Annotated in this window: 23 protein-coding genes and 1 pseudogene; 14 read left to right on the plus strand and 10 right to left on the minus strand. The window is 38.0% G+C overall.

Features of this window, described 5'->3' with window-relative positions; all coding sequences use genetic code 11:
• Positions 1-19 precede the first annotated feature (19 nt).
• A complete protein-coding gene (locus MHI18_RS15660) occupies positions 20-562 on the minus strand; it encodes a DUF3267 domain-containing protein (RefSeq protein ID WP_340848644.1) in 543 nt (180 codons plus the stop codon).
• Between the two features lie 158 nt (positions 563-720).
• Here MHI18_RS15660 and MHI18_RS15665 point away from each other — a divergent pair, with 158 nt between their 5' ends.
• Positions 721-1,056: a DUF1878 family protein gene (locus MHI18_RS15665; protein WP_340848645.1), complete on the plus strand. Its 336-nt coding sequence runs from the start codon at positions 721-723 to the stop codon at positions 1,054-1,056.
• Here the strand turns inward: MHI18_RS15665 and MHI18_RS15670 are convergent.
• From MHI18_RS15670 to MHI18_RS15690, 5 genes are all read right to left on the minus strand, one after another.
• Positions 1,053-1,631: an HTH-type transcriptional regulator Hpr gene (locus tag MHI18_RS15670; protein ID WP_340848646.1), complete on the minus strand. Its 579-nt coding sequence runs from the start codon at positions 1,629-1,631 to the stop codon at positions 1,053-1,055. The genes MHI18_RS15665 and MHI18_RS15670 overlap by 4 nt on opposite strands.
• A 245-nt stretch (positions 1,632-1,876) precedes the next feature.
• Complete coding sequence (locus tag MHI18_RS15675; protein ID WP_340848647.1) at positions 1,877-2,260, minus strand: YtxH domain-containing protein; 384 nt, start codon at positions 2,258-2,260, stop codon at positions 1,877-1,879.
• A gap of 296 nt (positions 2,261-2,556) precedes the next feature.
• Complete coding sequence (locus MHI18_RS15680; RefSeq protein WP_340848648.1) at positions 2,557-3,075, minus strand: tryptophan transporter; 519 nt, start codon at positions 3,073-3,075, stop codon at positions 2,557-2,559.
• 124 nt (positions 3,076-3,199) lie between these two features.
• A complete protein-coding gene (serC, locus tag MHI18_RS15685; protein WP_340848650.1) occupies positions 3,200-4,294 on the minus strand; it encodes a 3-phosphoserine/phosphohydroxythreonine transaminase in 1,095 nt (364 codons plus the stop codon).
• A gap of 176 nt (positions 4,295-4,470) precedes the next feature.
• Entirely contained in the window at positions 4,471-4,896 is a 426-nt protein-coding gene (locus MHI18_RS15690) for an HIT family protein (protein WP_340848651.1), read from the minus strand.
• 571 nt (positions 4,897-5,467) lie between these two features.
• Between MHI18_RS15690 and MHI18_RS15695 the strand changes: the two genes are divergently transcribed.
• Genes MHI18_RS15695 through MHI18_RS15705 form a run of 3 tightly spaced genes read left to right on the plus strand, consistent with a single transcriptional unit; the run spans position 5,468 to position 8,143 of the window.
• A complete protein-coding gene (locus MHI18_RS15695; RefSeq protein WP_340848652.1) occupies positions 5,468-6,211 on the plus strand; it encodes an ABC transporter ATP-binding protein in 744 nt (247 codons plus the stop codon).
• Entirely contained in the window at positions 6,204-7,412 is a 1,209-nt protein-coding gene (locus tag MHI18_RS15700; RefSeq protein WP_340848653.1) for an ABC transporter permease, read from the plus strand. The genes MHI18_RS15695 and MHI18_RS15700 overlap by 8 nt, the downstream gene beginning before the upstream one ends.
• A 20-nt stretch (positions 7,413-7,432) precedes the next feature.
• Entirely contained in the window at positions 7,433-8,143 is a 711-nt protein-coding gene (locus tag MHI18_RS15705; RefSeq protein ID WP_445670040.1) for an EcsC family protein, read from the plus strand.
• Between the two features lie 30 nt (positions 8,144-8,173).
• Here MHI18_RS15705 and MHI18_RS15710 read toward each other — a convergent pair whose 3' ends face one another.
• Complete coding sequence (locus MHI18_RS15710) at positions 8,174-9,355, minus strand: M20 family metallopeptidase (protein ID WP_340848655.1); 1,182 nt, start codon at positions 9,353-9,355, stop codon at positions 8,174-8,176.
• Between the two features lie 124 nt (positions 9,356-9,479).
• Here MHI18_RS15710 and MHI18_RS15715 point away from each other — a divergent pair, with 124 nt between their 5' ends.
• On the plus strand, positions 9,480-10,133 hold the full coding sequence (locus MHI18_RS15715; protein ID WP_340848656.1) for a phosphatase PAP2 family protein: 654 nt from the start codon (positions 9,480-9,482) through the stop codon (positions 10,131-10,133).
• Between the two features lie 19 nt (positions 10,134-10,152).
• On the opposite strand, the gene MHI18_RS15720 is transcribed toward MHI18_RS15715, so the two are convergent.
• Complete coding sequence (locus MHI18_RS15720) at positions 10,153-11,541, minus strand: hypothetical protein (RefSeq protein WP_340848657.1); 1,389 nt, start codon at positions 11,539-11,541, stop codon at positions 10,153-10,155.
• 183 nt (positions 11,542-11,724) lie between these two features.
• Here MHI18_RS15720 and liaF point away from each other — a divergent pair, with 183 nt between their 5' ends.
• The 3 genes from liaF to MHI18_RS15735 are packed head-to-tail and all read left to right on the plus strand — an operon-like array spanning position 11,725 to position 14,466.
• Complete coding sequence (gene liaF, locus MHI18_RS15725; protein ID WP_340848659.1) at positions 11,725-12,774, plus strand: cell wall-active antibiotics response protein LiaF; 1,050 nt, start codon at positions 11,725-11,727, stop codon at positions 12,772-12,774.
• Positions 12,775-12,788: 14 nt separating this feature from the next.
• Positions 12,789-13,826 carry a sensor histidine kinase gene (locus tag MHI18_RS15730; protein WP_340848660.1) on the plus strand — a complete coding sequence of 346 codons (1,038 nt, stop codon included), beginning with the start codon at positions 12,789-12,791 and terminating at the stop codon, positions 13,824-13,826.
• Complete coding sequence (locus MHI18_RS15735) at positions 13,819-14,466, plus strand: response regulator transcription factor (protein ID WP_340848662.1); 648 nt, start codon at positions 13,819-13,821, stop codon at positions 14,464-14,466. Before MHI18_RS15730 ends, MHI18_RS15735 begins: the two co-directional genes overlap by 8 nt.
• Before the next feature lie 12 nt (positions 14,467-14,478).
• Here MHI18_RS15735 and MHI18_RS15740 read toward each other — a convergent pair whose 3' ends face one another.
• Positions 14,479-14,991 carry an antibiotic biosynthesis monooxygenase family protein gene (locus tag MHI18_RS15740; protein ID WP_340848663.1) on the minus strand — a complete coding sequence of 171 codons (513 nt, stop codon included), beginning with the start codon at positions 14,989-14,991 and terminating at the stop codon, positions 14,479-14,481.
• A gap of 376 nt (positions 14,992-15,367) precedes the next feature.
• On the opposite strand from MHI18_RS15740, the gene hemE reads away from it, so the two are divergent.
• The 5 genes and pseudogenes from hemE (at position 15,368) to MHI18_RS15765 (ending at position 22,077) form a co-directional block, all read left to right on the plus strand.
• Positions 15,368-16,405 carry a uroporphyrinogen decarboxylase gene (gene hemE / locus MHI18_RS15745; protein ID WP_340848664.1) on the plus strand — a complete coding sequence of 346 codons (1,038 nt, stop codon included), beginning with the start codon at positions 15,368-15,370 and terminating at the stop codon, positions 16,403-16,405.
• Positions 16,406-16,485: 80 nt separating this feature from the next.
• Positions 16,486-17,421, plus strand: coding sequence for a ferrochelatase (gene hemH, locus MHI18_RS15750; RefSeq protein WP_340848665.1), 936 nt, complete (start codon positions 16,486-16,488; stop codon positions 17,419-17,421).
• A gap of 13 nt (positions 17,422-17,434) precedes the next feature.
• Positions 17,435-18,868, plus strand: a complete 1,434-nt coding sequence (gene hemY, locus MHI18_RS15755) for a protoporphyrinogen oxidase (protein ID WP_445670001.1) — start codon at positions 17,435-17,437, stop codon at positions 18,866-18,868.
• Positions 18,869-19,228: 360 nt separating this feature from the next.
• Positions 19,229-19,808: pseudogene (locus tag MHI18_RS15760) on the plus strand (TetR/AcrR family transcriptional regulator).
• 70 nt (positions 19,809-19,878) lie between these two features.
• Complete coding sequence (locus MHI18_RS15765; protein ID WP_340848670.1) at positions 19,879-22,077, plus strand: YhgE/Pip domain-containing protein; 2,199 nt, start codon at positions 19,879-19,881, stop codon at positions 22,075-22,077.
• A 93-nt stretch (positions 22,078-22,170) separates the two neighbouring features.
• On the opposite strand, the gene yhfH is transcribed toward MHI18_RS15765, so the two are convergent.
• On the minus strand, positions 22,171-22,317 hold the full coding sequence (gene yhfH, locus MHI18_RS15770; RefSeq protein ID WP_340850303.1) for a protein YhfH: 147 nt from the start codon (positions 22,315-22,317) through the stop codon (positions 22,171-22,173).
• A gap of 150 nt (positions 22,318-22,467) precedes the next feature.
• Here yhfH and MHI18_RS15775 point away from each other — a divergent pair, with 150 nt between their 5' ends.
• Positions 22,468-23,202, plus strand: a complete 735-nt coding sequence (locus tag MHI18_RS15775; protein WP_340848672.1) for an MBL fold metallo-hydrolase — start codon at positions 22,468-22,470, stop codon at positions 23,200-23,202.
• The last annotated feature ends 13 nt before the right edge of the window (positions 23,203-23,215 follow it).

Consider the following 23,215-nt stretch of genomic DNA (forward strand, 5'->3'; position numbering starts at 1 on the left):
TACTACAAAAAACAGTTTGTTAATCTGCTAGGGTCAATATGTCGTATCCATCAGCATGTTCTTCAACAAAGCATCGGTTGGGAGAACCAGTAATGGTTTTTAAACAAATGAAATCTGTTACACAGAGGCCTGTGTGTAAAGCAAATAAAATGGTAAAGTAATGGGTATAATGTGGGAATGTAAGGGTACAAGTGAGTAGACCAAGTGATACAATAAAGAAAGGGATAAAAAGTGTCAGAAGATATAATTGTTTAGAAATGGGTTCGTGAATGATAATTTTAATAGTTGGAAAAAAGGTATAGTTATATGTGATTTGCGTTTTAATTTTTTTCAGCTGTCCAAGGAGCGGCAGGTAGTGCAAAAGCTTATGGACGGGATATAATAAGATAATGAAGATGATTAGTAAAAGACTGTGATCATCATACATAGCCAATCCAGACGTAAATGGAGCGATAAGTGTGTGTATGGCAATAAAAGATAACAGCATGGTGAATAATGATAAAAAGAAAATTCGCTGACTGTCATATTGTCTTGATAGATTAATTGATTTCCAGCTATTCATAGAATGAATGCCTCCATTTAGTGAGGATAAGAAGACTGATAAAATTACTTACATACTTTACGATGTTTTGATATAAAAATCAATAGTTTTTCGTTAAGCCGATTAAAAGAAAAATGGAAGCTGTATGAGTAGGGAAACGATTGCGATGGGGGATAAATATGAAGGACCTGTATAAAGAGGTGGAAACGTTACGTTATCATCAGGAATTATTGATCAATGTAATAAGAAATCGGGAAGCAGAACTAGATCTGCTCTTCGTAGAAAAAAATCTAACGAGGGAAGAGGGAAGGATACTCCTTAAACTATGTGCAACGTTGAGCAAGAAAATGGAAATAGAAAAAGCGGAAGGTTATTTACACTTTCAACCGCTTCTACAACAACTAAGAAATCAATTAAACCCCAAGCTATCAATATACGAATTAATCCGATCATGTCTAAAGCAAGGTGTGTTTAGTGAATTCATGAAGGAAATGGAAAAAGAGTTGAAACTCTAAACTGGCTCAGCTTCTTTCTCTATCTTTTTTTTCAACGTACCATCTTCTCCGACGTTAAACTCCTTGTCAATATTCGAAAAAGAACGTTCGAAAATCTCCATAAAATCATCACCATAAATATTTTTAATAATGGACATCAACTCAATTAATTCAGGAAATTTACCATACAAATTGCGAAGCGGCAATACACCTGAAAAGGCTGCATTTGTACCAGGATCATAGGTTTCCATCAAATCTGAGAGCATTTTTTCACCATCATCCGTAATTTGGATATAGGTATTCCGTTTGTCATTTTCTTTCTTTGAGAAATTCAATAAACCGCGTTCTTCTAACTTTTTGGAAAAGTTAAAGGCGGTGGAAACATGCATGACACCAAATTTCGCCACGTCTGAAATTGAGGCACCGTTTAAGTGATAGGCGATCCAAAGAATATGATGTTCATTAATATTCAAATCATACGGCTTAATCCACTGCTGCCAATCTTTTTCTACTGATTTCCATAATGCCTTGCTTAATTGAGCAATCCTTTGGCTGAAAATCATAGCCTCTTTCATAGTATAATTTTTATCCTGCATAATTTGGCCCACCTACTTTAATTTATTCGTTATATTTATTATGACAATAAAGTAATAATTAATAAAGGAAAAATTAACATAATTTTTAGATTTTTTTATTATTTTTAACGGTTTAACTATTTTTTGGATGATTATTTGGAAATTTCCTCATGAATATTGAAGTGAAATTAAATGAACCCCCGGTTTAAATAGAACATGCCAGTTCTTTATAAACCGGGTCTGGTTCAACTGATCAGATATAGGGGTTATTCGACTGGATGTTTTTTATCATCTGCAGGTGCCGATGCAATGGCTTCAAGCTCTTGGATCGATGACTCTATTTCTTTAATGCTCTTTGATAATTCCTCTTTATTCGGTTCGATGTCCTCTTTCCAATTGTCTAGAAGGATTTTTAAATCAGCAATAAACGTTTTTAGGGTTTCTTTACCAGCCTGAGTTGCGGTAGAGGCATCTTCTTTAACGGCAGCTGCCTTTTCCTTAAGTTCCAATAAGGTAAGAGCGATGTCCTCTTTGTTTTTTTTAATTCGATCTCTTGTTTCTTTTCCTGACGATGGTGCAGTCAGCAATGTGGCAGCTCCTGTTAAAATTGATCCTGTTACAAATCCAATAAATAATGATTTTATCTTCATTATCAATCACCTCATTCTCTTATTTAATTGATTCGCCTTAATTAAGCCAAATCCCTTCTAATAGTGAAAACATAATTGGTAATCTTACAAAGGATTTTATATATGCCATTTTCCCTAAAATACCATATTTTTCTTACGAAGGGAAGGATAATCTTTCCTTTATCTTTATATCACAAAAATAATAAGTTAAACTTCATTTGCAACATCGAGGTATATAAAAATAGTAAGAAGGAAAATAAAGGGATTTGTCGGATAAAAAAAGCATGCAGAAAAGTCTGCATGCTTTTTTTATAGGGTTACACATGGGCAGGAATACTGGTTTTCCTAATAATCCCGCTGACAATCGGATAAATAATAATAATAGCCGCTGTATTAAGAAGGGTGGCTGGTAAGACAACTGCCGCAAATAGTCCGAGGAATGCTCCGGGAAGACCAACTAAATAATAAGCGGATCCCAAAAAGACAAAACCGGATAGTAAGGTACCAATTACAGTTAATATACCTATGCTTACTAAAGACTTTGAAATTTTTCTAATGCCGATAAATAGTAAGAAGAATATAAAACAGGTAACACATTTATCAATTATATTCGGGATAAATCCTCCCGGAAAGGTTGTTGTTAATCCTGAAATCAAGCCACTCGTGATAGCAACAAGAAACACGCTCTTTTTATCTGGAAAAAGGATAATCGCTAAAAAAGCCATTGTCAGCATCATATCTGGTTTCATTCCTAAGAAAAATCCTGGAATAATTACATGAAGCGCGGCGCCGATCCCCACTAATAGGGATAGGGAAATAAGGGTTTTAGTATTCATTTAAACTCTCTCCTCTTCTCGTCTCAACTAGTTTCTTCTCCTCCAGTGCACTAATTGCCTGGAGCGAAAAGTTCTATACAGTATATCATGTGCAAGCAGCTTTCGAAATAGTTTTTTGTGACTCTTAGCTGTTCTTCTCATATGTTTTTTGGAAGTTCTTCATAAATGCAGCAAGCTCTGCGCAATGTTCTAATGGGACAGCGTTATAGATAGAAGCTCTGCATCCGCCAATGGAACGATGTCCCGCTAAGCCTACAAAGCCAGCATCACTTGCTTGTTGTAAAAATAATTTTTCAGCAACTTCTGTAGGAAGATTGAAGGTAATATTCATCTTTGAACGACTATTTGTATCAGCATGACCGATATAAAAACCATCGCTTTCGTCAATCGCAGCATAAATGAGATTGGCTTTTTTACTATTTAAGGCCTCAATCGCTTTGACTCCACCTTGTTTCTTTACCCATTCCATGACAAGGGAGAGGAGATAAATAGCCATCGTCGGTGGTGTGTTATATAAAGAATTGCTCTTCGCGTGGATGGAATAATCGAGCATGCTTGGTAAATTTGTTTGATTCGATTGAATCAAATCTTTTCTAATAATCACAACCGTTACTCCGGAAGGGCCAAGGTTTTTTTGTGCTCCAGCATAGATAACGCCAAATTTACTGACATCAATTTCTCTGCTCAAGATATCGCTCGACATGTCTGCGATTAGCGGAACAGACTGTGTGGAAGGGAAATCCGTCCATTGTGTTCCATAAATGGTATTATTACTAGTAATATGCAGATAAGCGGCAGTCTCATCTATCGATAAATCATTTACATCAGGAATAAACTTGTAGCTGCCATCTTTCGAAGAAGCGATAACTTTGGTGTCTCCTACCTTTACAGCTTCTTTAAGGGCTTTTTCAGACCAAGACCCAGTTAAAACATAATCTGCATGTTTATCAGCAGGTAACAAATTCATCGGTATCATCGAGAACTGTAAACTGGCACCGCCTTGCAGCAGCAGGACTTCGTAGTTTTCTGGTATGTACAATAACTCTTTTAATCCTTGGATGGCCTGATTATGGATGCTTTCAAAAATGGCACTTCGGTGACTTAATTCCATGACGGACATACCAGAATTGTTTATGTTTAAGAATTCTTTCTCAGCTTTCACTAACACTTCTTCAGGTAGTGCAGCTGGTCCTGCATTAAAATTACGAGCACGTTTCATGAATTTTCCTCCTATACGTCAATGTAGTAAAGTGTTAATAATCTATATCCTATCAGAAATAAAAGCAGTAAAGGGAGAAAATTTAGAACTTTATGATTAAAAGTGAAGGGATGGAAAACATTAAGAAATAAAAAACAGATCTGGGAGAAGTTTTCCCAGATCTTCATGAATAGCGTTTACTGTTGAATATGACTGGCAATCGAGTCAGCAATTTGTTTCAAGTTTTCAGGGGTATACTCACTTGTATGAGTTTTCCATACTGCGCCGAAGCCATCATCCACACCATGGCGCGGAATTAAATGTACATGATAATGGAAGACTGATTGTCCAGCGGCTTCTCCGTTATTATTTAGAATGTTCAAACCAACTGGGGAAAATTCTGTTTTAATTGCACGTGCAATTTCAGGAATGACTTCGAAAACTTGTTTTGCTATCTCTGGAGTCAACTCGTAAATATTTTCTTTATGTACTTTTGGTATGACAAGGGTATGTCCTTTTGTTACTTGGCTGATATCAAGGAAAGCCAATACATGCTCATTTTCAAAGACCTTTGTACTCGGAATCTCACCATTAATAATTTTACAAAATATACAATCGCTCATTCCAGTCACCCTTTCTTCTATCTTGTTCTTTGCTCTAATTGTACCATCGGCAAAACATATCGAAAAGGCTGGTTGAAAAAAATAAAACAGGATGCAGCTAATAGCTGCACCCTGCCCAGAAAAAGGGGTCCTGATCTTCTTATGCGTTTTAGGTTGAGTTCTCTTGGACCAACACCTCATTTAATTAGAGTAAAATGCGGTTACAGTTGGTAGAGTTATTCCATTCAAAGCAACCATCTCCTATATCTTCATCGTTTATTCAACGCAGAAAGCATAATTGACAGTTATCAATGGGTTTCCGCCTATTACGTGCAAGAGTACCATCTCCTTGCTCGAAACGTTTATATGAAGTCTGTGTAATTCAGTTATATGTCTTTAACTGACACCTCATTTGACAATAGGATATGACCAATTGCTAATGAAGAACCCCTTCTTCCTTAATTATGATTACCATGAAGGCTTGAAAATATAATTGGTAACTTATGGTAAAATAATAATACATCACTATGTTAACGAATCATTTTTTGATAATATATAAATAACCTACATACATATAGAAGGGAACGTTGATATGTCTTTACTAAAAATTGACAAGCTTGTTGGAGGCTACACGCGAACTCCCGTCTTAAAAGGGATAAGCTTCGAGATCGAGCCGAATCAGCTGGTCGGCTTAATTGGATTAAATGGAGCGGGGAAAAGCACAACAATTAAACATATAATTGGACTTATGGAGGCGAAGGAGGGGGGAATTTCAATAAACGATAAAACGTTTGCTGAAGACCCTGATCATTATCGTAAGCAATTTACCTATGTTCCAGAAACCCCTATATTATATGATGAATTAACACTTGAAGAACATTTAAAACTTACTGCAATGGCTTACGGCCTGGATGAAGCTACGTTTCAAAGCCGTATGACCGGCCTGTTAAAGGAATTTCATATGGAAAAACGGCTATCTTGGTTTCCTGCACATTTCTCAAAGGGTATGCGTCAGAAAGTGATGATTATGTGTGCTTTTTTAGTACAGCCTTCGCTTTACATAGTCGATGAACCCTTTGTTGGACTTGATCCATTAGGAATTCAATCGTTGCTTGATTTGATGGATAAGATGAAACAAAATGGTGCGGGTATATTAATGTCTACACATATATTAGCTACTGCAGAACGATATTGCGATTCATTCATCATTCTTCATAATGGAGAAATACGTGCGAAGGGTGATCTTGAACAGCTTCGTACTCAATTTAATATGCCAGGTGCGACGCTTGATGACCTTTATATTCAACTGACTAAGGAAGAATTAAATCATGAATAGTCAGGGATTATGGAATGAACGGTTTACCTTGTATAGCAGAGAATTACAAAAGTATTTAAAGTACATTTTTAATGGGCACCTGGTCTTTGTCATGATTATAGCTCTTGGTGGATTAGGCTATTACTACAGTGAGTGGATTAAAACGCTAGACAGTAGTTTTCCTGCTGCCTTGATTATATCGATTGTATTAGGCATCTTTATGACAAGGAGCCCCGTGTCTACTTTTCTTAAAGAAGCTGATATGGTCTTTTTATTAGCGCTCGAGACTAAGCTTACTGGGTATTTCAAACGTTCAATTATTTTAAGTTTAGTGCTTCAAAGCTTTCTGTTACTGATTGTATTTATCGTTTCAATGCCTATGTATTCCAAAGTAACAAACGCTGGATCAACAGAGTTTCTTACTATTTTGGGATTAATGATTATTACAAAATGTATGAATATCGGCATCCATTGGTATGTGCTGAAATATCAGGAAAAGTCTACAGCCAGAATAGATGCACTGATTAGACTGGTTCTAAATGTTGTCTTGTTGTATTTTGCACTTGCAAACGTAAACCTTCTTCTTATTATTGCACCTTTTATATTGCTTTTTGCATTGTTGATGTATTACAAAAAATCGACTGAAAAAAAATCATTAAAATGGGAAGTTTTAATTGAACTTGAAGGTAAAAGAATGATGAATTTTTACCGTTTTGCTAATCTTTTTACTGATGTGCCAAGCTTGCGCGGAAAAGTTGCAAGAAGAAAATGGCTTGATTGGCTTTTGGTTTTGATTCCATATGGTCCGAACTCTTCTTATTTATATTTATATGCAAGGACAATGCTTAGAACAAACGATTATGCTGGATTGGTGGTCCGTCTTACGTTCATAGGAGCAGTGATTATGATGGCCTTCCCATCAATTTGGGCTACAGTGTTTATAACGGTTCTGTTTCTTTATATGACAGGTATTCAATTACTGCCTGTTTGGAGGCAGCATGAATTGAAAATATGGGTTTCACTATATCCTCTACCAGCTAAAATGAGGCAGGAAGCAGTCGTCCGATTAGTTTCATATTTCTTATGTGTCGAAGTTATTGCGTTTACGATTGTCATGCTCGTCACAGGTCGTTTCATGGCGGCAGCTGCCTCTGCAGCAGCAGGAGTCTTGTTTGTTATCTTCTTTAAGGGGTATTCGAGAAAGAGAATGACTAGTTTCTAACAGGCTGGAGGGAATCGCCGCTGAATGAATATGAGCAAAATTGTCTCAGAGATGCTTTGACATGGAAAAAGAAGCTCTTGAAGAAAACAGGGGCGATCGAGAAATTCTCTAGAAAAACACAACTTAAAATGAACAGATATATTCCTGATAAAGTACATACGGGAATAACCGCCAGTATCCGTTACTTTATCGAAGCTATACTAACGGGGTCAGGGTATATCACGAAAGAGAAAGAAGTCCGTATGCTGACGTTTCAGCAAAAAGAAGAGTGGGTACAAGAGAAGATTGATACGTACCGAAAAACGGCTGTTATTGAAGGGATTGGAACGGGTGCAGGGGGTCTGTTGATCGGTCTAACTGATTTTCCGCTGCTGCTTAGTATTAAAATGAAGTTGTTATTTGACATCTCAGGTTTATATGGCTTTGATGCGAAAAATTATGAGGAACGTCTGTTTATTCTTTATATTTTTCATATAAGCTTTTCAAAAAATGAGACCAAATTGAAACATCTGCCGCTTATTGAGCGGTGGAATGAGATTGAAAAGCATCCTGAATTAGATTGGTATGCTGTTCAACAGGAGTATCGGGATTATGTGGATTTGGTGAAAATGCTTCAGCTTGTACCAGGCATAGGAGCTGCAGTCGGGGCCTATGCTAACCATAATCTCCTATTGCACCTTGGGGAAACGGCCCAAAATTGCTTCCGTTTGAGAATGTTAGAACAAAAATAAGGAACAGGGCAGCCTGTTCCTTATTTATATCTAGGAATGTTGATGATAAGTAATGGCTGCTGTACCAAGTGTTTTTGCAGCAATCAGCATCGCTTTTTCATTGAAATCAAACATGGGATGGTGGTGCCCATAGGTGATTTCTCCAGTTGTTTCAGGCATGGCACCCGTAAAGAAAAAGGTTCCCTTTACCTTTTGCAGGTAATAAGCATAATCTTCTCCGCCCATATCTGGGTCACCTTCGTGAAGAATTTCTACGTCGTTAATGCTTTCAGTCGATTTAAGAAGGAAGTTCGTGACCTCATTATTTGGGATTACAGCGGGATACCCTTGTTCAAAAAGGTATTCATACGTGCAATCAGTAGAAAGGCAAGTCCCTTTAACAATTCGTTCAATCTCTGCTTCAATAAAATTTCGTGTTTCATCATTAAAGGTTCGAACTGTGCCAATGAGTGTTGCAGTGTCGGCAATTACATTAAAAGTATTATCAGCAACAAAAGAACCAATCGTAACAACGGCAGGATCAATGGGATTGATACGTCTGCTGACTATTTGCTGAAGTGTGGTCACAAGCTGAGCACCCGCAACAATGGCGTCCTTTGTTTCATGAGGTTTTGCTCCATGACCGCCTTTCCCCTGAATAGTTATCGTAAAACGATCAGCAGCAGCCATTATAGGACCAAGAGAGTATTGGAGTGTGCCAGTCGGAACGGTCACCCATAAGTGTGTACCAAATATGACATCTACCCCATCGAGACACCCAGCTTCAATCATTGGTTTAGCCCCGCCTGGAGAATATTCTTCTGCATGCTGGTGGATAAATACATAGGTACCTTCAAGATTGTCTCTTAATTCATTAATAATTTTGGCTAAGAGTAAAAGCGTTGCCGTATGCCCGTCATGCCCACACGCATGCATCACACCAGGGACGGTAGATTTATAGGGGACATCCTTTAAATCTTGAATAGGGAGAGCATCAAAGTCAGCGCGCAGGGCAACTGTTTTCCCCGGCTTTGCACCATACACTCTGGCAATGACTCCATTGCCGCCTATATTTGTTTCAACTTCAATGTCTAATTTACGATAAAAGTCAGCTATAAAGGCAGCTGTTTTCGTTTCTTTGAATGAAACTTCTGGGTGCTGGTGAAGATAGCGCCTGATTTTAATCATCTCTTCAAATGATTGCTCGAGGCGGGTATGTAATAGATTAATCATCGTATAGCCTCCTTTTTATCGTTATCAAAATTTTTAAATAATTCCAATTATAGCATAGTAAATAAAGTGCGGGGGGAGGATTTTTCGAAAGGTCTCTCAGCATATGGAGGAGAATCAATACGCAATGAAAAAAACAAAACTTCCGACATTATTAGTTATTTCTTTAGTATGTATCATGTTAATTTCACTGTTTCTTTATATATTGGACGGAATTAACCAAGGATCATTAAATAATTTTGACCATACACTTCAACAGTACCTAACTATAGGTGAAAATAGTATATGGCATAGTGTATTCTTTGTCATTACTAAATTAGGTTCCAAGATTACGTTAATTCCTGGGAGTATCCTGCTGATAACCTGGCTATGGATAAGAAAGAAGGATTACCAGGGAATGATCATGTTTCTAATTGGTGTGGCAGGAGGAGACCAATTAAATAAATGGATAAAGGCGTTGGTGGAAAGAGAGCGGCCTTCTATTAATAAAGCAATTGATGCGCTTGGTTATAGTTTTCCTAGTGGTCATGCGATGATTGGAATAATCTTTTACATGCTTATTGCTTATTTTGTCACTAGCGGTCTTAAAGGAGGCGTGGTGAAAAAACTTGTCTGGTCAACAGCAGCTCTATTAGTTCTATTAATAGGGGTAAGCCGAGTCGTTCTTCTAGCACATTTTCCATCAGATGTAATCGCCGGGTATGCCCTTGGGTCTGTTGTAATTATTCTTTGTCTGCTGCTATACAAAAAATGGACTGCGCCCATAAAAAATACGACCTGAAACAGGTCATATTTTTTATTTAAATTAGGAACATCGCGACAATCGTAGTGACGAAAAGACCAATGCACACGGGGGCGAGATTCCTTCGTGCGAGTTCAAAAGGATCAACATTACAAATGGCAGCGGCGGGGATTAGCGCCCAAGGAACCAGTGTACCACCACCAACCCAGATGGCTGATAGCTGACCTAAAGCAGTCAGTGTGGCTGCACCTCCTCCAATAGCGGCTGAGAATAAATGAGCAACCGATCCGGTCAGGGATATACCAGAAAAGCCGGACCCGTCTAACCCAGTTATAGCCCCAACCGTCGTCAAGGTTACTGCTGCAATTTCCTTCGATAATGGTACCGATGCGGCTAATGCTCCACCCAGGTCATTAACTATTCCTTGAGAATCAGAAGGCAGATAGTCACCAAGTATTTTTGCGAATCCTGAATCTCCTAAATAAAAAAAGGCAGCAATAGGGATGACTGGACCAAATACTTTAAAACCAAATTGAAACCCTTCTATTAAATAACTGGTTATTTTCTCAAGTCCGTCCTTTCGATGGGAAGTTAACGAAAGTATGACTAATATAAAAACAGCTGTTCCGCCAATAAGGGCTGTAGCATCGCCGCCCTGAAGCTTGAGGACAGACATTGTGATGACATCTGCAATAAAGGCTAATGGGATAAAGAAGGCGAAGAATTTCCGTTGACCAGATGGTAGAAAGTGATCCTTCTCGGAGTCTTCATTAGCGATAGATGATTCTTCCTCTAAGAATTTCCCCTTATTCATATCTCGTTTAAGTAGAAAGAAGGCCACAAGTGTGGTAACAATCCCCATTGTAATAACCAGTGGTATGCTTGCCTGGATAACAGAAGAGACTGGAAGCGACGCAGCATCTGCAGTTAATTTAGGTGCTCCTTGAATGACAAAATCCCCTGATAAAGCAATCCCGTGACCAAAAAGGTTCATAGCCATGGCCACTCCTAAAGCGGGAAGTCCAGCGCGTAAAGCGACAGGGAGGAGAACCGCGCCAAGCAGAGCAACAGCCGGGGAAGGCCAGAAAAACCAAGATATTATCATCATTAAAATTCCAATAATCCAGAATGCAAGTGCAGGTGTTTTAATGAATTTGGTAAAAGGAGATATCATAGCTTCATTAATGCCGGTTCGGGTAAGCACTCGACTCATCGCAACAATGATGGAGATGATCAGGATAGTAGGTGCTAATTCGATAATTGCATAGATAAAGCTGTTGAAAATTCCGCTTATAGAAGCAGAAAAGCTGGCAGTGGCTAATAAAGCGATCGAAAAGATACCGAGAATACACATGAACGTAGTATCTCGTCTTTTTATCATACATCCAATAATCAAAAGAATGAATCCCACATAGGTCCAATGCAATACGGTTAATTCCACACCCATGACGCATCCTCCAGCCTTTTATCTTAATTTGTCTATTTAGGATATGATGGGCGCATATTTATGTGAATGAATCTCTCCGTCTGTAGACGGAGAAAAATAGAAACTACAGAAGGTATTTATGGGAAAGACTTCATGATAGATTTAAGGAGAATGATCAACCTGAAAGAGGAGCTTTATCGACCAATGAAGAATAGTATAATAGAGGGAATGAGAGGAAACGGTGTAATGAAAAAGCGTTCGTTGAACCGAGCATTAGCTGCAAGCATACTTTTATTAACCGGTTTTTTATTGTTGCTTATCAATATAGGAGTCATTTCCTTGGAAATAAAGGAGATGTTTGTCGAGGTTTATCCTATCCTTCTACTACTAGCAGGGATATATCTGTTTATTTCCTGTTTTTCTAGGCAATCTGGAAATAAACTATTTATCGGGTTGTTTTTGATTACCTATTCAACTTTATTACTAATTAGTAAATTTACGAATTTAGACTTTAAGATTTGGAATTTATGGCCTTTATTAATTGTTTTTATTGGCCTACAGCTCTTACTTAGTAAAAATAATCGCATTGTATCTAAAGATAAAACTGAATATTATGAAGATGAAACCTTGAACACTAAACCTAATGAACAAGGTGATTACAGTCAGAAGATAGAAGAAGCGCTTATACATTTGGAAAATGGGAAAGAAAAACTACGAGAATTATCCGGTAAAAAAGCAGACGAACAGACTCATGGGATTATTCATCAGCAAATTGAGGATGTATGGACTGAAATAAATAAAAGCCAAGAGACAATTAATTTGTTAAAACTCACAGGGAAACCTGAGCTTAGAAAGAAAAAAAGTAAGGAGAAGTCAAAAGTAAGATATTCAAAAATGATAACCTTGGGATCAGTGGACTTTAATCAAAGTAATTGGCATTTGGAACCGATGAATATTTATCACGGCATTGGTGACTATTCTTTTGACTTAAATAAAGCATATATCCCTGAACGAGAAACATTAATCCAATTAAAAGGTTGGATAGGTGATGTGAATATCCTTATTCCAGAGGATATCCCGATTCGTGTCCAAGCAAAAGTAACGATTGGTGAAGTGACTATTTTTTCCTCATCTTCTGCACACGTTTTTGGACCAAATGTCTACTTCGAGTCTCCACAATACGAAGAGGCAGTCAAAAAAATCGATTTTGTCATTGATATGATGATTGGTGAAGTGAAGATAGATAAAGTGTAGAAAGTAGTGAAATGATGAAAGGATTTAAATCAACTTTCTTTCAAAGTTATGTAATGAATGCAATGTTTAGTTCGTTGTTTTTCTTTATTCTCCTTCAAGTGTATTTGCTGGCAGTGAAAAACCCCGCCTTTTCCATAAAAACATCGCTTATTCTATCGTTTTTTGTCATGGTATTACTGATGGTTTGTTCTATTTATTTTGGCATTCGCAATTTGTTTATCTTAAATGGTAAGCTTTCTAAAATTAGTGGTTATCTTGCGAGTCTGCGGAATGGGAAATTTCCTGACCAATTAAAAGTAGAACATACAGAAGAAACAGCACGAATGATAACAGAAGTGAATTTGCTTGGAGAGTACGTGCAGGAACAAATTGAACTTTTACAGAAAATGTCTAATGAGAAACTAGTTCTCTCTGAACAAGTACATACTGCGGCAGTGATTGAAGAAAGGCAGAGAATCGCAAGAGATCTACACGATGCGGTCAGTCAACAACTATTTGCATTAAGCATGATGTCAGCGACAGCTATTAAACTATTTGATGAATACCCTGAAGCTGCCCGAGAACAACTCATTCAAATGGCGGATATATCTGTTAAAGCACAGGGAGAGATGCGCGCACTGCTTATGCATTTAAGGCCGGTTGAATTACAAAAAGACTCATTGTGTGACGGAATCATCAAGCTATTACGAGAGTTGAAATCCAAGACCAATCATCATTTTCAAGGAAGTATTGATGAAGTCTGCGGTTTAACAAAAGCAGCAGAAGAGCATTTGTTTAGAATAGTTCAAGAAGCTGTTTCCAATATTATTCGGCATGCAGAAGCTGGGAAGATAAAAGTTGAACTGTCCGAGGAAGAGGGATATGTTCATTTATTTATCAGTGACGATGGAAAAGGATTCGATCCTGAAGATAAAAAAATGATTTCCTACGGTATTCGATCCATGAAGGAACGGTGTAAGGAAATAGGGGGCGTGATTCAAATACGCTCGATTTACCATGAAGGTACGTATATCGATATTAAAGTTCCTGTAAAGGGTGGAAAAGATGACTAAAATTCGTTTAGTAGTGGTGGATGATCATGAGCTTGTAAGGAAAGGAATTTTGTCCTTTTTATTGACAGAACCTGATATAGAGGTAGTGGGTGAAGGGAAAAGCGGCATAGAAGCTATACAGTTGACTAAGGAACATACACCTGATGTAGTACTCATGGACTTATTAATGGAAAATGGTAATGGTATTGAAGCAACTAAGGAAATAGTAGACGCAGGATTAAATAGTCGGGTAGTGATTTTGACGAGCTACTATGATGAAAAGGAAGTAATCCCGGCACTCGAGGCAGGAGCTTTCAGCTTTTTATTAAAAACATCCTCGGCAGCTGAAGTGGTAACAGCCATCCGTAAAGCTGCTAAAGGAGAGTCCGTCATTGAGCCAAAGGTAACGAATGTTATGGTGAAGCGCTTGAGACATCATGAAAACAAATTACATGATACTTTAACCGAGAGAGAAATGGATGTTTTGCAATGCATCAGTGAAGGTATGACAAATGCGGAAATATCAGAGGACTTATTCATAGGTATCAAAACCGTGAAAACTCATGTTAGTAATATCTTAAGCAAGCTGACTGTTGCCGATCGAACCCAGGCTGCTGTTTATGCCAATAGAAATCACATTAGTAAACCGAAAAAAGACTGAACTCTTTTCGGTTCAGTCTGCTCTGTCTCTAAGTCCCAATTTGTATTGATTAACATATGGCGGACCGGAGAATATGTTTTTATTAAGGTCTTGCCAAGTGTTCGTGCTTTTGTCTGCACTAGACGAAAAATGGTTCTTCCAACTAGAACTGCTCGATTCGTTTTGCCAGACAGTAAGAATGACATATGTATCGGAATTTAATGGGCGAAGGATTCGTAGTGCTAGAAAACCGGATTCATTTTCAATCGTTTCAGCACGCTTTTTATATCGATGTTCAAAACCTGGACGTTCCTCTTCTCGAACAGGAATGTTATCGAGCACAACAAACCCAACTTCAGACAACGCCCCTCTTTGATCGACGACCTCGAATTTACGCGGTGAAGCAAATACCGTTTTTTTACCCTCTGTTTCCTGTAGTAACACCGCTTTCTCGAAATTCTCCATTAGTAATAGATTTTCTTTCTGATGTTTACTCTTGATTTCTTTTAAGAATTCATAGGTTCCTGATGTAATATATACGTACATTGCCAACACCTCCCATTATTTTATATACTGTATTGTACCCAAAAATAAGATGGGTAATCTAGTTTAACGATCCGAGTGTATGCTCTAATCGTTAAAAACGGCGATTTTTTGACAATTGCCTAGGTTTCCTATACTTACATAGTAGAAACGGCTATAGTTGAGAAGGAATTCAATTTGAAATTTTCTTTCCTTCTGCTATTCTATTTAAGGAAAGTTTAAAATATTTTCTTAACATTTATCTAATTAAAGTTTTTCAACAATATGACTAGCGTCTAGTGTGGATTGTTTCTCCAGAACTGTAAAGGGTTCTGATACGTTGGATTGTTATGATTCAGGAGATATAGTTTTTCTAGCCACGCTCGAAAGGTGGATTTCAATGACAAAAGAATTTAATGATACATTATTAAGAGCTGCAAAAGGGGAAAAGACAGACCATGTACCGGTATGGTATATGCGTCAGGCAGGCAGATCACAGCCAGAGTACCGTAAGATTAAGGAACAATACTCTTTATTCGAAATTACACACCAGCCTGAACTATGTGCTTATGTAACAAGATTGCCAGTTGAACAATATAATGTGGATGCTGCCATTCTTTATAAGGATATAATGACACCTCTTCCTGCACTTGGAGTGGATGTTGAAATTAAATCTGGAATAGGTCCAGTCATTGCAAATCCTATTAAATCATTAGCGGATGTAGGCAAACTTGGTGAACTATCTCCAGAAGATGATGTGCCTTACGTGTTGGATACCATCAAGCTATTAACGACTGAACAGTTGTCGGTTCCGTTAATTGGTTTTTCGGGCGCACCATTTACGCTTGCTTCATATATGATTGAAGGTGGACCTTCTAAAAATTATAACAAAACAAAAGCATTTATGTATTCAGAGCCGCAAGCATGGTTTGCTCTAATGGATAAATTAGCTGATATGATTATTATTTACGTGAAAGCTCAAATAAAAGCAGGGGTAAAGGCAGTTCAAATCTTTGATTCTTGGGTTGGGGCGTTAAATGTAGAAGATTATCGAATCTTTATTAAACCAATCATGAATCGTATTTTCTCAGAACTTCGTGAAGAAAATGTACCTCTTATTATGTTTGGAGTCGGTGCAAGCCATCTTGCATTAGAGTGGAATGATCTTCCAATCGATGTTCTTGGTTTAGATTGGCGTTTACCAATAACGGAAGCAAGAAATAAAGGAATTACGAAAAATCTAATGGGCAATTTAGATCCGGCCATTCTTTTATCTTCTTGGGATGTTATTGAGGAACGTGCGAAGAAAATACTTGATCAAGGGATGGAACAGCCTGGCTACATCTTTAACTTAGGCCATGGTGTTTTCCCAGAGGTAAATCCAGAAGTTCTGAGGAAATTGACAACTCTAATTCATGAATACTCTTCATGGAAATAACAATGTGCTCAACTGTTTGATTTTAAACATTTTTGCAGGCATGATAAGTAGGACAAACTTTTAAATGAGGTGTAATTGGAATGAGCAGAAAGAAAATGGGCCTATTGGTTATGGCATATGGAACTCCCTATCAAGAAGAAGATATTGAACGATACTATACACATATTCGTCATGGAAGAAGGCCGTCTGAAGAACTGATTGCAGACCTGAAAGGACGCTACGAAGCAATTGGCGGATTGTCTCCGTTAGCTAAAATAACTGACGCACAGGCTGCAGCTCTTGAGAGTAAATTAAATGCGAGTCAAGATCAGATAGAATTTAAAACATACTTAGGCTTAAAACATATTGAACCTTTCATAGAAGATGCCGTGCAACAAATGAAAGAAGATGGCATAGAGGAAGCAGTTAGTATTGTATTAGCTCCTCATTTCTCTACGTTTAGTGTGAAATCATATAATGACCGTGCTAAACAAGAATCGGATAAGATTAATGGACCGGCTATTGTTTCTGTTGAAAGCTGGTATCAAGAGCCGAAATTTATTCAATATTGGGTTGATCAATTACAAGCAACCATTCGTACAATGACTCCCGAACAAAAGGAAGATTTCGTTTTAGTAGTTTCAGCACACAGCCTGCCTGAAAAAATCTTGCAAAACGGCGATCCTTACCCTGATCAATTGCATGAAACAGCTAAACTAATTGCTGAAGCTGCCAATGTGAAAAATTACGCAGTCGGCTGGCAAAGTGCTGGACAAACTCCAGAACCATGGCTTGGACCAGATGTACAAGATTTGACAAGAGACTTATTTAACGAAAAAGGCTATAAAGCATTCATCTATATTCCAGCAGGTTTTATCGCGGAGCATTTAGAAGTACTTTATGACAATGATTACGAATGTAAAGTGGTTACCGATGAAATTGGAGCTGCCTATTATCGTCCAGAAATGCCTAATGCGAACCCAGCATTCATTGATGCACTGGCAACAGTCATCAAGAAACGTTTGAATCAGGAATAAAAAAAAGAAGGCGATGAAAGTGAATCAATCCAAAAAAATAATTGCTGTCATTGGGGGAGGTATCACTGGTCTTGCTTCAGCTTTTTATCTGCAGAAAAAGATAAAAGAGGAAGATTTACCATACCAGTGTATACTGCTTGATTCATCCCCCCGCCTTGGAGGAAAGATCCAGACTTCTTTCCGTGATGGCTTTGTCATAGAAAAAGGACCCGATTCTTTTCTCGCCTCTAAACAAAGTCCAATCCGTCTTGCACAGGAAGTGGGATTGGAAGGAGAGCTTGTGGCTAGTAAACCAGGTAAATCATTTGTCTTAATTCGTGACAGGCTCCATCCTATTCCGGGAGGAGATAAAGGGATCTCTGCAAACATTAGTCCATTTATTACTTCGTCATTATTTAGTCCCCTCGGCAAACTGAGAGCGGCAGCAGATCTTATTTTACCGTCAAACTCTCAAGCAGAGGACCAATCACTAGGTGAATTCTTCAGGTACCGTTTTGGTACAGAGGTATTGGAGAATTTTATCGAACCGTTACTTTCAGGCATATATACCGGTCATATTGAGCGATTGAGTTTACAGTCAACTTTTCCACAATTCCATCAAATAGAACAGCAATATCGCAGTTTGATAATAGGAATGAAAAAATCTTCAGTAACGGTTGAGAAAGTGATTGGTAAGGATGGATTTCTTACGTTTAAAACAGGTCTTCAGTCATTTGTCGAAGCCATTGAGAAAAAACTCGAACCGGATTCTGTTATTAAGGGTGTAAAAGTTGAGCTAATGGATAAAACGAGCGGGCAGTATAAAATATGTCTGAATAATAACAGGGTCATTATGGCGGATTCTGTTATTATTTCTGCTGGTCATCAGGCTGCTTGTCAAATGCTTGACGACCTCATTTCCGTAGAACCGTTAAAGGAACTTGAATCAACTAGTGTGGCGACAGTGAATTTGGCCTTTAATAAAAGCGCCATTAAGAAGGATTTAAAAGGTTCCAGCTTTGTCGTAGCGAGGAATAGTGATTATTCGATTACTTCCTGTACATTGACTCACAAAAAATGGCCGCATGCTGTACCGGAGGGTAAGGTACTGCTGCGCTGTTATGTGGGCAGGGTAGGCGATGAAGCAATTATTAATTTATCGGATAAAGAAATCAGTAAGATCGTACTTGAGGATCTTAATAAAACGATGTCCATTACAGAAGAACCGGATTTCACTATCGTTACTCGTTGGAAAGAAGCTATGCCTCAGTACAAAATTGGTCATAAACAACGGATCCAGCAGGTAGAAGACAACTTGTATAATCAGCTGCCTGGCGTATTTATAGCAGGAAGTTCTTATACTGGTATCGGGATGCCGGATTGTATCGATCAAGCTGAAGCAGCGGTGGAAAAGGTTCTCAATTTTATTCAAAAACCTAGTTCGCAGCTTACAGCTGCCCAAGCATGAACAAATTGGTCTTTTTAGGCCGATTTGTTCTTTTATTTGGGGCTGAATTATTTCTAGTAAAACTGCTTTCGTCTATTCGTTTATAGTGGTAAAATAGGTAATAATTAGTAAAAGAATAGGTGATAAGAATGAGGAGAAAATATCGGCAGTCGAAAGCAGAGAGTTTTGGAATGGCTCCCCTTTTAGAATGGGCAATCAGTTTCTTTTTAAATGCTTGTTTCTTTTTATTTATCGCTTGTTTAATCTTTTTTTTATTATCATAATCATTAAAACAGGACTTGCAACTATTAACGGGGTTTGCTATTATAAATAACGTACTTAATGACTATTTTATTCAATGAGTCAGTTTTGAGGTGAGAAATGACAGTTGATCGTAAAAAACTAATCGTGGATGCCGCTGCAAAATCATTTGCTCTATTTGGCTATAAAGCGACGACGATGGATCAAGTAGCTAAAATAGCTAATGTTGGAAAAGGTACTATTTATACATTTTATACGAATAAGGAAGAGCTATTTAAAGAAATTGTATCAGTCATTATTCGTGAAATGAAGCAGGAAGCAATACAGGCTATTGATGATGACCAGCCCTTTGTAGAAAATCTTCATCAAGCTTTATACCGCCTTCTGGCGTTTAGGAAAGAACATCAGTTGTTGATTAAACTTTTTCAAGAAGAGAAAGAAATTGGCACGCCGGCTGTACGGGATATGGTTGAAGAAATTGAAGGTGAAATTATTACCTTCATCAAGAATAAGCTTGAAGTAGCAATTGAAAAAGGCTATATCCGTCCATGTGATTCTGAAATAACGGCTTTTATCGTGTTGAAGATGTATGTGGCATTGATTTTTGATTGGGAAAAAAACCGAGAACCGTTGAAAAAAGAAGCCATAGCTGATTTATTCAAATCTATTTTTGCTCAAGGGATTGTCGATTAACCATTGATAATCCTCATTTTATACCGAAAAATGACTAAATGAACAAATTAGTCATAATGAAAAACTGGAGGACAAATATGTTTAAACAAGAATTAAAATCGCTGTTTACGAATCGAAAAATGCTGATTTCAATTATAGCGATTCTCTTTATTCCTATTCTTTATAGTGGAATGTTCCTATGGGCATTCTGGGATCCGTATGATCGATTAGAAGATCTTCCTGTTGCAATCGTCAATAGTGATACTGGAGCAGAACTTGATGGAGAGAAGTATGAACTGGGAAATGAATTTGTTGATAAACTGAAAGAAAGTAAGGAATTTGACTTTCAATTTGTTGATAAGAAAACAGGTTATAAAAATCTTAAAGATCAAAAATATTATCTCTTAGTGGAAATTCCAGAATCATTCTCTGAAAATGCAACCACATTAATGAATGAACATCCGGAGAAACTTGAACTGAAATATGTTCCTAATGAAAGTTTTAACTTCTTATCAGCTCAAATAGGTGAAACAGCCATTGAGAAAATAAAGGGTGCTTTGTCAGTAAAGGTTACGGAAACTTATGCGGAAACGATGTTTGAAAACTTGACGAAAATGGCTGATGGTTTCCAAGCCGCTGATGAAGGAGCAGGTAAACTTAAAACAGGCATCGATGAAGTAAACGATGGTGCAAATACACTCCAAGAAAAGTTAACCCTTCTTGCAGAGAAGCAGGTTCAATTTAAAGAGGGTACAACAAAAGTATCAAGCGGTACACAAGAACTAGAGTCCGGTGCTAAAACGTTAGCAGATGGATTAGGAAAGCTGGCTGAAGGTCAAACCCAGCTTTTAGACGGTGCTGTTAAAGCAGAAGACGGTACTAAATCATTACAATCTGGTATTACTCAAGCCAGTCAAGGAATTAAGACAGCTGAAGAGAAGATGGGGCAACTAGTAACAGGAACCAAAGATATTAAAGCAGGTGCTGACACGCTTACTTCATCTTTAAATCAGTTTGCTGAAGGTGCTGGATCAGCATCTAAAGGTGCAGCAGACGTTAAGAATGGTGTAGCGGCTCTTCAAAGTCAACTTGAACCTGTCATGGCTTCATTGCCTGCGGAGAATCAGGCTGCATTGAAAGAAGCATTTGCCCAGCTTAATGCCGGTACTGCCAAGCTGGAATCAGGAAATCAAACACTAGCCGCTTCTGCTGTGAAACTAGCAGATGGTTCAGCCAACTTGTCACAAAATGTCGGCAAGTTGAATGAAGGACAAGCAGCGATGCAGCAAGGTCTTCAACAACTGAATGATGGTGGTGTACAGCTGCAGTCAGGAGCGGGAGAGCTTGCCGCAGGACAATCTAAATTAACCGCTGGACTTGTTACGTTTGGTGAGAAACTAAATGAAGCCAAGGCGGGAGGAAATGCTCTTGCCGCAGGTGCTAATACACTTAACACAGGAGTAACTCAATTATCAGACGGTTCCAAACAATTAGCAGATGGTTCCGTTCAATTGGCGGATGGTTCTTCGAAGATTGCGAATGGTACAACAAAGCTTGCTGACGGTTCAAAAGAATTGAAGGATAAGCTGAGTGATGCGGCGAAGGAATCATCAGAAGTAAAAGCAAACGACGAGACGTACAATATGGTAGCAGAACCAGTGGAAGTCGCAAAAGAAAGTGTAAATAAGGTTCCAAACTATGGTACTGGATTTACTCCATACTTCTTATCACTCGGTTTATTTGTAGGAGCATTACTTTTATCAATTGTATTCCCGCTTCGAGAACCAGTAGGTATACCGAAAAATGGATTTAGCTGGTTTATTAGTAAGTTTGGTGTGATTGCTGGAGTTGGAGTCATTCAAGCAGTAGTTGCATCACTTCTTGTTATTGCGTTGCTAGGAATTGAGGTACAAAGTGTACCACTATTTATCCTATTTTCGATTATCACCTCACTTGTATTCATTGCATTAATTCAATTGCTCGTTACTGTAATGGGAGACCCTGGCCGTTTTATTGCCATTATCATTTTGATTCTGCAATTAACAACCAGCGCAGGAACATTCCCATTAGAATTAATACCAGAACCACTGCAGATATTTAACCGTCTTCTGCCAATGACGTATTCTGTCAGAGGTTTTAAAGAGGTTATCTCAAGTGGAAACTTTAGTTTAATGTGGCAAAATGGATATATATTAATCGGCTATGCATTAGTGTTTATGCTAGGTACTATCACCTACTTTGTAATTAGACACAAACACAGATATTCAGGAGTAAGCAAAACCGAAACTGAAGCATAAAAAAGCACTCCCCTTTAATCGAAGGGGAGTGCTTTTTGCTTGAAACCAAAAAGCAGCGAGGAATGATACTCGCTGCTCCGCTAAGGTTTATATTTAAGCTTGTAGACAATGATCACATTTATTTCCATAGCATTCATGTTGTTCTTCAATTTTCTTTCCGCATTCTGCACACTTTTTTGCTGGTAGGTTCTTAAAGAATTCAATACTGCTCTTAATCAAAATGATCATCCTCCTCTGAATTTTCTGATTGTTTATTATGCTTTTATTGTATTATAACAGTTTGTAATTGTCAATGATTTGTTTTATAACAAATTGAAAAAGATGAAAAGATAGACAGAATGTTTTATATTAGGAAGAGGAAGAATAGTTATCCTAAAAGGAGTGTTGTCCTTGAAACTAACCGTCATTGGCTGTTGGGGTGGATACCCTGCCAAAAATGAAGCTACATCAGGTTACTTACTTGAGTATGGTGAGTATCGAGTTCTACTAGACTGTGGAAGCGGTGTACTAGCACAGCTCCAAAATCATCTTGAACCTGAGGATTTAGATGCGATTGTTTTGAGTCATTATGATGCAGATCATGTAGCTGATATTGGTGTATTGCAGCATGCACTGCTGATCAAACAATTTCAGGGAAGTGCCAAGAAAACTACGCCTATCTATGGTCATAACTTAGATGAAGCAGCCTTTGCTAAGCTGGATTTTCGGGAAGTGACGAAGGGAATAGCATACAATCAAGAAAAACCGATGCAAGTTGGTCCGCTTACTTTTACCTTTTTACGTACTCAACACCCTGTACCATGCTTTGCTATGCGGATAGAAGTTGATGGGAAATCGATTGTGTATACAGGTGATAGCTCTTACTTTGAAGAACTAGCTGAATTTGCACAGGACGCAACAATACTTTTATGTGAGAGTAACTTTTATGCTGATATGGACGGAACAGCAGCTGGACATATGACCAGTAAAGAGGCTGCTAAGATTGCCAATAATGCAGGAGTTCAGCTGCTTATGCTGACTCATCTGCCTCATTTTGGAGACATAAATAAATTGAAAAAAGAAGCATCGGAAGTTTTCACAAGAGAAATTGCTATAGCAAGAAATGGACTCGAATATCAAATATAAGCAAACTATAGGA

The organism is Peribacillus sp. FSL H8-0477 (assembly GCF_038002765.1).
Taxonomy (GTDB): domain Bacteria; phylum Bacillota; class Bacilli; order Bacillales; family DSM-1321; genus Peribacillus.